Source organism: Saccharolobus solfataricus, from assembly GCF_900079115.1.
GTDB classification, from domain to species: domain Archaea; phylum Thermoproteota; class Thermoprotei_A; order Sulfolobales; family Sulfolobaceae; genus Saccharolobus; species Saccharolobus solfataricus.
The window spans coordinates 2,696,232-2,708,943 of the sequence record NZ_LT549890.1 but is presented as its reverse complement, the minus strand read 5'-3'; the positions used below and the strand labels follow the sequence as shown (position 1 = coordinate 2,708,943).

Here is a 12,712-nt window from a genome sequence, read left to right as displayed (position 1 = left end):
TTCTATTCTTGACTATCTTTTCTTTCCACATATCTCATGAAGAGAAATATGCTTAGTGCCCATAGAATTGATAGAAATAGCATTATATCCCCTATTATGTAATCTCCTATCACCTCTAATCCAATGCCTAGGGAGGCTAAAAAGATAACTCCCGAGACTATGTACAATAATTCCTCAAAATCCGGTTTTTCCATATCTTTTAATTTAGTTTTAGGGTTTATAAAATCAAATTATTAACCAGCCTATTTTAACAGCCTTCTCCTACCCTTAATATACCTTAACAAAAGATACAAGTCAATTGCAATTATTGCAGTCATGGGCCAATACCATACTCCATAATCCACAACCTTAGCTAAGTTGAACGAAAGTCCATATCCACTAATCCAACTATCAAAACTCATGACAAGCCTTCTGAAATCCTCCTTATGTTTTATTACATTGCCCATGAATATTCCTATTAGCATGCCAGCTATTACAGCAGGTGAGGTGACGGTAGCGTAATAGATTACTTGTGGGTTAAAGATTCCTAAAGTAAGGTAGGCGCCAAAAGTTGAAACGCTTTCTACTGTTCTAAGTACCGCTATAGCGAACTTAAATTCTTGTTTTGTTAACCCTTGATTATTTATTATGAGTGCTAAAGGTGGTCCACTTATTGTTGTTACGCCATACAAGACACCTACTGGAAAGGTTACTAAATATCCTATTTTTTTCCACTTCTCCAAACCTATCTCTTTTCTAAAACCAGCAGCTTGCAATAAGATTAGTGGTATTAATATACTGTAAACTATAACCTTAAAGAGGGTTTCATTTGCCGAAATTTTTAGGATATATGCCCCTACTATAGAACCTATAAGTACACCGGGAGTCCCGAAAATTGTGAATACCAAAGATCTTATACTGTAATTTTTAAAATTTAAAATAACATTCGTTAAATTTTGAAACATCTCTATAAAGTTCAATATTGGGGAGATCTGCTTGTTAGTATACCTTATGAGAAGTAACGGTGTTGCTGTGGATGAAAATCCGTATGCAAATGCACCAGTAGGTATAGAAGCAATGAAGATAATTACTGACAGATAAATTAAATCTAACATCAAATATCCCCTTTAAACTTTTTTATTGCCTCCCTTAAGGCTTCCCTTGGTTCCAATTTCTTCTCAATAATTATCTTTAATATTTCGTTCTTGAAACTCTTCGGCAAAAGTTCAATGGATTTTGTAGTTGATGAGTCAACTTTAGCGTTGGGAAACAGCTTAATTATCTCCTCCACCATTTCTTGTTCAACATCTATTTCTATACGTTTCATTCCTCCCAATACTTCCTTAGCGTGCTTTAATCCTAACTCCTCGAACTTTCTACTCAACTCCTCATTTAGCCAAATGTAGATTTTCACTTCCATTCACCCCAATATACTCTGCCTCTTCTCCAAGTATTCCTCGGTCACAAAGGGACTCCCAAACCCATATTGCTCGGCTGCCTTCATTAAAACATCATATACTTCTGGTCTCATTACCATTTTAGTTGGCTTTACCTCATCTAATATTATACTCCTTATCAAGCTACCACTGAACTCTTGCTTCTCATCTTTGTGGTCACAGAGTATTTCGTTTTCTATACTGCCACATCTGGGGCAATAGTAGTTTTCCCTTAAAAATATCGGCTTTATCAGTAAGTCCTCTTCATTAATGCTGTCAAATATTTCATGCGCCTCATAGGGTGAATAGTAATTCCCAACCCCCGCATGGTCCCTACCAAAAACGTGGTGAGTACATCCTAAATTGCTCCTAATTATAGCGTGAAGCAGAGCCTCTCTAGGTCCAGCATACCTCATATCCCATAAAGTAAATGAAAGTAAGTGTACTTTCGGACTTATGTAACCGTATTTAGATAACGCATCATGAGTCAAAAGAATTGCCTCATCTATATAATCACCTACTCTCTTCTCCCCAATGACAACGTTAACTAGAATACCTGTTCTAGGTTCATCTACCTTTTGGTTCTCATTTGCTGCAAACCAAGCGAACTTCATTAAGTATTCGTGACCAGTATGTGGAACATTCCTAGTTTGAAATGCAACCACTCTTTTCCAACCCTTTTTCTCAAAGACGGTTCTGTGCATTCTGGGAGTTAACCAGAATTCCGAATATGGTTTATTAAACTGTGGTTCCCTAACTAGCCAAACATCCCCTGCTAAGAAAGCATCTGCATAGCTCAACGTTCTTTTCACTCCAGGGTGCTTAATATCTTTAGTCTTGTAGACCTTCTCTGCTATTTTCAGCTTATCGTATTTGAAGATTTCCTTTACCTTCATAATTGCCAACGGCTTTCCTAAATAAGTTATTCCTATAGTATCTCCCTCCTTGACCTTTTCATTTTGACTATAATCGAACACTAATGGTATTGGCCATAACACGCCATTTGGCAATCTCATGTTTTCCACCACACCGTCAACTTCCTCATAGTTCATGAAACCCTTTAATGGAGATAAGAAACCGTAAGCTATGCTCACTATCTCATGTGCTAACTGTCTCTTGACTTCAATTCTATGTAACTCTTTAAAGTCTGAAATCGTTTTTATTCTCTCAACTATCTCAACCTTGCCATGTCCTATGAGATTCACAGTCTTAATCTTGTCAAGGGTAAGCTTATATATTTAGCTATTTGTGCAAATTTTGCACATATCGAAACACTAAAGTATTAATCCTTACTCAATTATTCTGATGCTTAGCAAAGATGAGTTAGACTCCCTAAATAAATTGTTCGAAGATAAGGAACCCCTAGAAGTGCTGAAATGGGGAATAGAGAAATTTTACCCTAAAATCGCCTTAGCTTGTAGTCTTCAGGCTGAAGATTTGGTAATACTAGATATGTTAAGTAAGGTTACTGAAAAACCAAGAGTCTTTATAATAGATACTGGTAGACTCCACCAAGAAAGTTATGACTTAATAGAGGAAATAGTGAAAAAGTATAACATAGACTTAAGGATATATTTTCCAGACTATAAAGAGGTAGAAGATCTAGTTAATAAGTATGGAATCAACTTATTTTACAAAAGTGTTGAACTTAGAAAGGCGTGCTGTGAAGTGAGGAAAGTTAGACCCCTAAAGAGAGCGTTGGATGGAATGGAAGCTTGGATAACTGGGCTAAGGAGAGAACAAAATTTCACTAGAGGGAGGATAAGGAAAATAGAAATAGACGAAGTCAATGGAGGGATTATTAAGTTAAATCCGTTGGCTGACTGGACATGGGAACAGGTATGGGAATATATAAATAAAAATAATGTTCCTTATAATAAGCTCTACGATAAAGGGTATAAGAGTATAGGATGTGTACCATGTACTAGACCAGTTAAACCTTGGGAGCATCCAAGAGCTGGTAGATGGTGGTGGGAGCAGAATAGTGACAAGGAATGTGGGCTTCATTATAGAGAGGTGAAGTGAAGATTCCCATAGAGCCCAATTTTAGAACAGATCCTAAAGATTACAGTGAGGAAGAGAGAGCAAAGCTGAAAACTAAAGGATTAACTGAGGATACAATAGGAATATATTCGTCATTCCACGACTTATCTAGAGAAGATCTCGAGAAGGAAGTGTCCTTGATAGCTAAAAGTTTCGGGATATACATTGAATTCAATAGAGATAAGATGAAATTAAATGGAGTCAAAGATTGGATATACATGGTAAGGCTACCGATTCCCGGAGGAGGTCCAATAAGCTCTAAACAATGGAGAATTTTAGACGATATTTCCAACAAATATACGATATCGGATGCTTATACTGGATATCCCTCACCATCTCTAAAACTGACTACGAGACAAGCTATTCAATTTCACCACGTAAAGAAAAGGGATTTACCTAACCTTATAAGAGAGGTCGCTGAATCTGGTTTTCTCACTGTAAACGGTTGTGGAGATAATGTAAGGAATACGATAGCTTGCCCACTTTCCAAGTATTGGGTTTTCGACGCGAATTCATTAGCTAGAAAAATTGCTAACTACTTTAGATTACCTTTGGATTTATATCTTCAAGTCTTTGAAATACCTCTGATAGAAAATAGACAATTTGATAGAGAATCTTTCAAATATGGTGAAAATCTTTTACCGAGAAAGTTTAAGATCGCCATAGCGGGGGTATTGAGAACAATTAACGGAAAGTATATAATTGATAATTGCGTTGAAGTTCAATCCAACGATATAGGCATAGTCCCTTTAATAGAGGATGAAAAGGTAATAGGTTATCAAATATACGTTGGTGGATCAATGGGTGAGAACAATTCTTATCCAACTTTTTCGGCTCTTGGACTTCCGATTGGTACTGTAGTAAACGATAGCGAATTAATAAAGGTGTTAGATGCTATTGTGACAATACAAGAGGAGTGGGGAGATAGGAAGAACAGGCATTGGGCTAGATTCAAGTACGTTGTATATAAGATGGGATTGGAGTGGTTAAGGGAAAAAGTAAGGGAACACTCTGGGATACAATTAGGCAAAATAGTTAAAGTAGATCTCACCCACAAGGACTTACATTTGGGTTGGATAAATTTAGGCGATAATAAGTGGGCTTATGGTATTTTCGTTGAAAACGGTAGGCTAATAGACGGCAAAAACGGTAGGACAAAAAGTATGATCAGATATATTGCAGATAATTTCGATAATTTAATGTTTTACATAACTCCAAATCAACATCTATTAATTACTGAAATAGACCAGCCGCAGAAGGAGAAAATCGATGGGATACTTAGGGAGTTCAACTACGGATTCAGAGACGGAAAGCCATATTCCAGTTTAAGGATTAACTCAACGGCGTGCGTAGGATTTCCAACATGTAAATTGTCCTTCACTGATTCTGAAAGATTCCTTCCAAGTCTAATTGACGAGTTAGAGAGAAGAGGGTGGAAAGACATTCCAGTTTCAATAGGACTGTCAGGTTGTGTAGCTCAGTGTTCAAGACCAGCCCTTCATCCCATTAGTTGGGTAGGTAGTGGATATGAGCTTTACATGTTAAAGATAGGTGGAGGAAATGGAAGTTTAGGAGAACCACTAATTGACTGGGACGAGAATTCTATTTACCTATATCAAGTTCCGTCCAATAGACTAGCTGATGTAACTGAAGCGTTATTTGAACTATACGAAAAGAATAAGGATATAAGTGAAGATCCTAGTCTAGTATTTAGGTTGCTGGGTAATAAGAAGATAATTGAGTGGTTGAAGGGTCACGAAAAGACTAAAGACCTCATGAAACCTCACAAGTTTGATAGAAAGATTGAGGGCTATAGGGAGTATCACGATCTGCTAAGAAAACGTTTAGAGGAGGTGAGTAGATATGGGTAAGGTAGTTTTAGTAGGTGCTGGTCCTGGTGATCCTGAACTAATAACGTTAAAGGGTATTAAATATTTACAAATGGCTGATGTAATAGTCTACGATAAGTTAGTGTCCAGAGAACTCATTAATTACGCTAAGCCGTCGAGTTTTGTAATATTCCTCAGTAATGATGATATTGAAGTTGATTTATTGAGAAAGTACGCTTTGGAAGATAAGCTTGTGATTAGGCTAAAAAACGGAGATCCCTACATATTTGGAAGGGGAGGGAAAATTTGTCAAGAGTTAATTAAAGACGGTATAGAGTGTGAGGTAATACCCGGAGTTTCGTCAGTTAACTCAGTCCCTGCGTATGCTGGGATACCACTCACTTTCAACGGAGTCTCCGATATGGTAACAATCGTAAGTGCAGTTTCACAAGGTGGGAAGCTCTTTAACTTTCAAAAAATTCCAGATTATGGTACTCTAGTAGTTTTAATGGGAGGCAGGAGATTAGAGGAGGTGAGTAAATGGTTGATGGCTAAGAGAGATCCTTCAGAAGACGTAGCAGTTATAGAAAGAGGGACTTATCTGGATCAGAAGGTACACGTCAACAAATTGGAGAAACTAGCTGAAGTTGGTAATAATTTAGCTACTCCTTCTTTGTTGGTTTTAGGAAACGTTGTGAGATTGAGAGAAATTCTATGGAAATTTAGATAATGCATTTATTTGGAATACAATGAGAACATTTGGATTTAATTGGGGAAAATATATGAATATTACACATAGGGTACTTATTTTAACTACATGTACCTTGTAAATGGTATAATTCATTACTATATTATTATATGTATATTTGTTAGGCTTTTTGTAATCAACGGTTTAAATACTGTAAAGTAACTCGTTACAAGTAACCTAATTAGACGATTCGTCTAATTTAGGTATATATCTAGAATGCTGGGCGTTATATACATGTTTCCCATAGGGAAGTCATTCGAAAGCCGTAGAAGGATTTACATATGGAAATGATTTAGGGAAGAGTGTAGGATCATAAAAATTCCTTCGATATTTTCTTACTGACTATCATGGATGAAAGCGTTACCATTGGTACTCCTATTCCAGGCTGAGTGTATTGCCCAACATAATATAGGTTCTTTAATCTAGTATTCTTCATTGGAAGCCTAAAGGGCCCAGTCTGATCTAGAGTATGAGCTAAGCCAAATGCCGTTCCCTCATATGCATTATAATCTCTTTTAAAATCATCAGGCCCATAAATTCTAATATAACTAGCCTTAATCTTACATCCTATCTTAACTTCTAAATCCCTAATTACCCCGTCTATAAGCTCTTTACTAATTTCAGTACCTGTACCTACGGGTATTAGTATAACTAGATCCCTTGTCTCTTTATTGGTCGCTCCTCTGTAACTCACGTAATAAGAAGTATTTTCTACACTAGGCAATGAATTCCTATCTATGGATGTGAAGTGCTCCCTCCAGTCACCATTAATTATTACAGTATGGTGAGGTAAATCCAGAGTATCCTCTAATCCAATATAGGCTAAAATAGCTGATGGAGATAACTTGTACCTCCTACCACTTATAACCTTATATTCCTCTGGTAGTAAACTATCGGCGTAAAAGTAATCCATGTTGAAGACGAATACATCTCCCATCTCTCTCTTAATATTTGACGATACTTCTACCACTTTACCTTCATCTATTTTAACCTTATTAACTGGGAAATCGAACTTGAATTCTACTCCCTTTTTTCTAGCTATTTCATATAATCTCTTTACGTAGCCTTCAAAACCCTTATAAGGATAGAAAACTCCTTGACCGTAAATAGCGTAGTTTATCATAGCATAAACTGCTGGTACCCTGAATGGGGAACCACCTATAAATACTGATGAAAAACCCATAGCTTTTCTCATCAAACTGTCCCTAAAATATCTGGCATTGAAATTATCTAGAGTGTCAAATAATGCCGATATGTTAACTAATACTTCCTTATCAAGAAAATCTGAGAAAACCATCTCCTTTTTTATGAACTTCTTAGAAAAATCATAAAATAACCTTGTCTTATTTAAGTACCTATCATCTACGTTATCTCCAGTGAATTCCCTATATTCTTTTTTGAGAAACTTGCTTTCCATTACCTTAACTGGAGGGTTAACTCTAATTATTGGATGAGGATTTTCTCCTGCCTCAGAGAAAAATTCCTCAAAAATTTCTGGCATTAAATACCATGAAGGACCCATATCAAATCTAAATTCACCTACTGAAAAATACCTAGCTCTCCCGCCTGGAGTTGTATTCTTTTCCAGTACTACAACTTCATCAAAAAACTTCTTTAGCAATATAGCTGTTGAAATTCCTCCTAACCCAGCACCTACTACTACTGCCTTCATCACTATTCATCCTTCAAAATCGGAACCTTATCTAAACCCTTTATAACGAACAAAAATCCCCAATTGCCCTTTCCTTCCTTGTGATGAATGTCGTGAACCAGTATCAAATCCTTGAAAGGTCTATGCTTTAAACCCCAAGATCTTAAATGTAAATGTCTATCGTGGATCACCATATCATGAATGAAGAAATAAGCTATTCCATAACTACTCATACCAATAGCTATGCTTAAAGCTACATAACTTCCTTGTATGCCTAAAAAGAAAAGGTAAACCGACACACTGGCAAACACTAAACCAAATAGGTCATTTTTTTCGAGCTCAGCTTGTTTTTCCTTATGATGATCCTCATGGATAAACCAGAGTAAACCATGCATAACGTATTTATGCATTAATCTGGCTACGAATTCCATGCCTACAAACGTTAGTACCGCCATCCCCACATAGTATATGAGCATCATGTTAGCTTACTTAATCCTTTGGGATATAAATATATGTAAGAGTGTTTTTTACATTCTAATAAATAGTCATATTAAGACTTGTCTAATACAAAGATTTAGCTACTTTAACGGGTTTTAAGCTTGAGAGTAAATGATTGAAAAACTTGAAGAGATCTTTAAGAAGGGAAGCGTTACATATTATAATAGCTCTTATTTCTTTCCAAAAAAGATTAGGGAAGATGTAACTAAACTTTACGCCTTTGTAAGGGTATTTGACGATCTTGTCGATTCTGTTCCACAGAAAATAGAGGAATATTATAACTTGCGAAAGCTCTATCAATTAGAGAAGAGTGGTTATAATACTGGAAATATTGTATTGCAAAATTTCGTTGAGCTAGCTAGGAGAAAAGGATTTGAGGACAGTTGGATAGATGCTTTTCTAGATGCAATGGAAAGTGACATATATAAGAAAGTGTATTACAGTATTGAGGAACTTTTGAAGTACATGTATGGTTCTGCTGAAGTAGTTGGTCTATTCATGATGAAGATTCTAGATTTACATAATGACTCAATGTACTATGCCAGAATGCTTGGAAGAGCAATGCAGTTTTTAAATTTCATCAGAGACGTCCAAGAGGACCTGTATTTAGGCAGACAATACTTACCCGTTGAAGATATGGAGAAATTTGGAATTGACAAGATGGAGTGTAATGAAGGTTTTATAGAATTCATAAGATACGAAATTAGCCGTTACTTTGAATTTGAAAGGGAGGCAGAAAAGGGGTTTAAGTTCATACCAGCTAGATACTTAGTTCCCATAAAGACTGCTTCAGAAATGTATAAGTGGTCTGCGTTGAGGATAAAGAAGTCTCCGTGTATCGTATTATCAAAAAAGGTAAAGCCTAGAAGGACGAAAATAGTGATAACTGTAATAAAGAATTTCGCTGGCGTCTATCTATGGAGATCTTTAAACCCGATTATTTGATGATAGACTCAATGATTTTCTTTCCAACTCTGATTCTTTCGTTTTTAATTAAGAGAAATTACGTAAAGCTTTTGAAGTCGATTGGAATCGTTTCCCCAATTTATCTATTTTGGGACTTTCTCGCTACATGGAGAAACTCATGGACTTTTAATCCTAAGTACGTAGCGGGAATTTACGTAATAGATTTGCCCATAGAAGAGGTAATGTTTTTCCTCGTAACTCCTTTTGCTACTCTTTTAATATTTGACTTTGTCATGGGTAAAGTAAGGGATAAAGAAGTAAAATGGGTCCCAAAAGTTGTATGTGTAGCAATTCCATTGTTGTTACTTACCCTTCCGTTCGTTTACAACTATTCGTATACCTTCATAGACCTAGTTTACCTGATTATGAGCCTTATAGTTTCTCTGCTTATAGGAAGAAATTTATTAGCATCTAGAAATTTCTGGATTTTCATGGGATTAAGTTACATTCCCTTTCTAGTATTTGACTATTTCCTAACCTCAGATCCAGTAGTGATATATGGGTCACACAGTATTGTAGGGATTAGATTTATTACAATTCCAATTGAGGATTTTATTTACTCCTTCTCGATGATCACATTTTATACAGTATTTTACATTAGGGGTAACAGTTTATGGATGAAACAGAAATAGAGAAATTATATAATGGTAAACTAGATGATCTCTATTACCTTTACTCCCACGCTAATTCAGAGGATATAATAAGATGGATGAAGAATCGTAAAACGGCAGAGATGAGAACATATGAAGTTGAGGGAGACAGCGAGATTGTAGTAGTAATTCCCACCGCTGATGTTAACGGAAAACTAGCTAGGAATGTAAGGGAAGTGTATAAGGGGTTTCACATAATATTTATAGAGAGCTTCGGATCTCTGTTTAACTACGCCAGAAGTGTAAACTTTGGATTAAAGAGTTCCTTGAGGTTAAAGCCAAGATGGGTTATTATATCAAATGACGACGTATTAAGCGTTAGTGGGAATATTAAAGACGAGTTGAGTATAGTCTCTAGAAACGTGAATCTAGTTATGGCATCAAGATCAAATTATCACACTTATCCCGTAGTGTTAGTAAAGCCAAATGAGTACTTTATTAGGGGAATGAAAATTTTCGGTAAAGTGTTAAATTTTTCGCCAGCAGAGGTCTACGGTGAAATATTGAGTCACAAGCAGAAGTAGTAGTTTTAGGAAATTCCCTTATCATAAAAAGTCAAAATATTTATCCATGTATTTATAAATATCTTTCATTGTACTTCTTAATATTATAGCTTATCAATAAACATTTTTCATCTAACCAGGAAAGATTCGTTATATATTTTTAACGTAACGTAAAAGTGTAACGATTTTCCTATAAATGCTACAGAAGCTTGAAGTTGAGATTATAACAATGATAAAATCCATGGTTGGTTTTATGCTAAATTTTGCTGGAGAAGTTGTAGGCGAATTCGTTAACTCGGGTAGTTTCGCAATAGTGAGGCCTAAGGAAAAAGTAATGGACGAAACTTTCATTAATTCCCATGAGGATCTACTGCTTTCGATTACCTCCAAATATTACATAAGTAATATTAAGGTTAAGGAAATGAGGGGAGCCTCATTAGGATTTGGAAAACTGAGGTTCGCAAAGACCTTTGTAAATGAGATCTACTTTAACTACTTAATAAGAACGGGCATACTGGAATTGAAAAGTAGCGATTAAAGATTGGCTGAACGAATAGTTAAATCTTTGTCTTTAAACTTGTTCAAAATCTCCACTGATGTCTCGCATATTATATATTATCTCCCCTATGTATGTATATACACAACCTCTAGATTTATGATCTTTTAACCTTTAGTCCAAAAAACCTCGTAATCTCCGGTGAATCTCTCCAAAGGTAAACCGCCAATTTGGCTTATATATTGGTTTATTGCCCTAAGCTTACTCTCCTTATACTTTCTAATATCGAACTTGACTTCCCTCCAATTGACTTGTGTATTACCCCATATTAAGTAAAAATAAGCATTTGGATACAACTTCTCCACTGCTTTACCTATGTTTGCGTGATCTGGATGATTATCGAAGGGTATTGGTGAGAAGACGACATCGTTTTCACGCAAGAACTCCGCTAAGGCATTTTCAGCATCTTCTTCACTAACTTTAGAATCCTCAAAGTTTAAGAACTTAACCTCGTCTATACCCAAGATCTTAGTAGCCCTTAATGCTTCTTGTCTCCTAATCTCAATTAACTCTGAACTTCCCTTTAACTTATCGTCTGGAGAACCATATCTTCCGTCAGTTACTATGATTACACTTATCTTGTAACCCTTCTCCTTGAAAATTTGAATAGTCCCGCCACAGCATAGTGTCTCATCATCTGGGTGGGGTGCAACGATTAAAACTCTCCTCATACAACTACTTTTTTGCAAAGGCTTTTATATCTTCTAACTCAGCTTCAGCGACTCTGTCCCAAGAGGAATAATCCTCTGGGATTGGCACTTCTTCACCCTTGAAACTTGATATTAAGTCTGCTAAGCCCTTTACGTCGCCTTCCCTTACTAAATGGACTCCCTTGACGTTGCCAAATATTTCCCTTAGGGCTAAAGTATCATAAGCGTAAACTGGAGTTCCTAATGCTAAGGACTCGAGAACTACAAGGGAGAAACTATCGTAATGTGAAGGATATACAGTGAACAAAGCCTTTGCTACGATACTGTAAAGTTCTTCCTCTTCCTTTAAACCAATATATTCTACGTTAACGTTAAGTCTCTTGACTAAGGAAAGGAAATCGTCTTTATCGCTCTCATCTACGAATTGACCCATAACGTAAAGCCTAATGTCTCTTCTCAATTTTTTCCAGATCAATGGAATTTCAAAAAGCCCTTTTTCAGGCATAAGCCTTGTAAAATAAACCGCGTAATCCTCTTTATCTCCCCTAAACTTTAGCATATTCTCATCAAAAGCGTTACCAGGCTTTGTAACCCTATACGATAAGAGTCTATCCAAACCTGAGTTAATTAAGGGGACCTTGCTTACAGAGATTGCAAAGTTCAAGTTACCTCTCTCTATCAATCCCTTCCACTTTAATTCCTCCTTCTTTGACTCTTCCATTGCTTCCTTAAACTTCCTTACGGCTTTACCAGTTACTCCCCTAAATTTTATTTTAAAAAGTGTTGTTAAATCCCGATAGAATGGTTCCAGTTGTAGTTGAACTCCGATTGGGGCAGAAGTTATTCTTCTAGCTAACTCAACGTTCTCTGAGGAGTTACTATAAACGACTGCAACATCATACTTCTTCTTTTTAAGTCCATTCAAAAACTCCTCAACGTTACTACCCTTTTCTAATAGTTCAATAACGTAATCCGGAGTGGAGTTTAACCCTTTTAATAAGGAGATTAAATCTTTCCTAAATGAGTAAAGTCTGACGTTTCGTATAGAAGGGACTATGTCTATATTAACCCTCTTTGGTAACCTTTTCATGATCTCAAAGTTCCTCTTATAACCACCTGTCTTTTCGTTAAGCCCAAAGTCAACTACTGCTAAAATATCCATTATTTAGTGATTAACGATTAGACTTTAAATTGTTAAGTATA

15 protein-coding genes are annotated in these 12,712 nt (G+C 36.2%); 7 read left to right on the top strand and 8 right to left on the bottom strand.

Translation table 11 applies throughout. The annotated features are described in order from the left end of the window. Positions 1-2: 2 nt before the first annotated feature. The 4 genes from SSOP1_RS14430 to sat are packed head-to-tail and all read right to left on the bottom strand — an operon-like array spanning position 3 to position 2,620. Positions 3-194, bottom strand: coding sequence for a hypothetical protein (locus SSOP1_RS14430; RefSeq protein ID WP_009993305.1), 192 nt, complete (start codon positions 192-194; stop codon positions 3-5). 48 nt (positions 195-242) lie between these two features. Next, positions 243-1,076, bottom strand: a complete 834-nt coding sequence (locus tag SSOP1_RS14425; protein ID WP_029552637.1) for a TSUP family transporter — start codon at positions 1,074-1,076, stop codon at positions 243-245. Positions 1,077-1,093: 17 nt separating this feature from the next. Then, positions 1,094-1,399 (bottom strand): DUF6955 family protein, encoded by a 306-nt coding sequence (locus SSOP1_RS14420; RefSeq protein ID WP_010924029.1) that lies wholly within the window; start codon positions 1,397-1,399, stop codon positions 1,094-1,096. After that, positions 1,400-2,620: a sulfate adenylyltransferase gene (gene sat, locus SSOP1_RS14415; RefSeq protein ID WP_009993310.1), complete on the bottom strand. Its 1,221-nt coding sequence runs from the start codon at positions 2,618-2,620 to the stop codon at positions 1,400-1,402. A 100-nt stretch (positions 2,621-2,720) separates the two neighbouring features. On the opposite strand from sat, the gene SSOP1_RS14410 reads away from it, so the two are divergent. The 3 genes from SSOP1_RS14410 to cobA are packed head-to-tail and all read left to right on the top strand — an operon-like array spanning position 2,721 to position 6,017. Further along, positions 2,721-3,440, top strand: coding sequence for a phosphoadenylyl-sulfate reductase (locus SSOP1_RS14410; RefSeq protein WP_009993313.1), 720 nt, complete (start codon positions 2,721-2,723; stop codon positions 3,438-3,440). Next, positions 3,437-5,329: a nitrite/sulfite reductase gene (locus tag SSOP1_RS14405; RefSeq protein ID WP_009993314.1), complete on the top strand. Its 1,893-nt coding sequence runs from the start codon at positions 3,437-3,439 to the stop codon at positions 5,327-5,329. Before SSOP1_RS14410 ends, SSOP1_RS14405 begins: the two co-directional genes overlap by 4 nt. Next, entirely contained in the window at positions 5,322-6,017 is a 696-nt protein-coding gene (gene cobA, locus SSOP1_RS14400) for a uroporphyrinogen-III C-methyltransferase (protein ID WP_009993315.1), read from the top strand. The genes SSOP1_RS14405 and cobA overlap by 8 nt, the downstream gene beginning before the upstream one ends. Before the next feature lie 328 nt (positions 6,018-6,345). Here cobA and SSOP1_RS14395 read toward each other — a convergent pair whose 3' ends face one another. After that, positions 6,346-7,707, bottom strand: a complete 1,362-nt coding sequence (locus SSOP1_RS14395; protein WP_014511443.1) for a phytoene desaturase family protein — start codon at positions 7,705-7,707, stop codon at positions 6,346-6,348. 2 nt (positions 7,708-7,709) lie between these two features. Beyond that, entirely contained in the window at positions 7,710-8,165 is a 456-nt protein-coding gene (locus SSOP1_RS14390; protein ID WP_009993320.1) for a sterol desaturase family protein, read from the bottom strand. Between the two features lie 130 nt (positions 8,166-8,295). Between SSOP1_RS14390 and SSOP1_RS14385 the strand changes: the two genes are divergently transcribed. The 4 genes from SSOP1_RS14385 (at position 8,296) to SSOP1_RS14370 (ending at position 10,841) form a co-directional block, all read left to right on the top strand. After that, positions 8,296-9,129 carry a phytoene/squalene synthase family protein gene (locus SSOP1_RS14385; protein WP_009993322.1) on the top strand — a complete coding sequence of 278 codons (834 nt, stop codon included), beginning with the start codon at positions 8,296-8,298 and terminating at the stop codon, positions 9,127-9,129. After that, complete coding sequence (locus tag SSOP1_RS14380; protein WP_010924028.1) at positions 9,102-9,782, top strand: lycopene cyclase domain-containing protein; 681 nt, start codon at positions 9,102-9,104, stop codon at positions 9,780-9,782. The genes SSOP1_RS14385 and SSOP1_RS14380 overlap by 28 nt, the downstream gene beginning before the upstream one ends. Further along, entirely contained in the window at positions 9,764-10,324 is a 561-nt protein-coding gene (locus SSOP1_RS14375) for a hypothetical protein (protein ID WP_010924027.1), read from the top strand. Before SSOP1_RS14380 ends, SSOP1_RS14375 begins: the two co-directional genes overlap by 19 nt. A 175-nt stretch (positions 10,325-10,499) precedes the next feature. Further along, positions 10,500-10,841 carry a hypothetical protein gene (locus SSOP1_RS14370; RefSeq protein WP_010924026.1) on the top strand — a complete coding sequence of 114 codons (342 nt, stop codon included), beginning with the start codon at positions 10,500-10,502 and terminating at the stop codon, positions 10,839-10,841. A 125-nt stretch (positions 10,842-10,966) separates the two neighbouring features. On the opposite strand, the gene SSOP1_RS14365 is transcribed toward SSOP1_RS14370, so the two are convergent. Further along, complete coding sequence (locus SSOP1_RS14365) at positions 10,967-11,530, bottom strand: PIG-L deacetylase family protein (protein WP_009993052.1); 564 nt, start codon at positions 11,528-11,530, stop codon at positions 10,967-10,969. 4 nt (positions 11,531-11,534) lie between these two features. Then, positions 11,535-12,671, bottom strand: a complete 1,137-nt coding sequence (locus tag SSOP1_RS14360) for a glycosyltransferase (protein WP_009993054.1) — start codon at positions 12,669-12,671, stop codon at positions 11,535-11,537. Between the last annotated feature and the right edge of the window lie 41 nt (positions 12,672-12,712).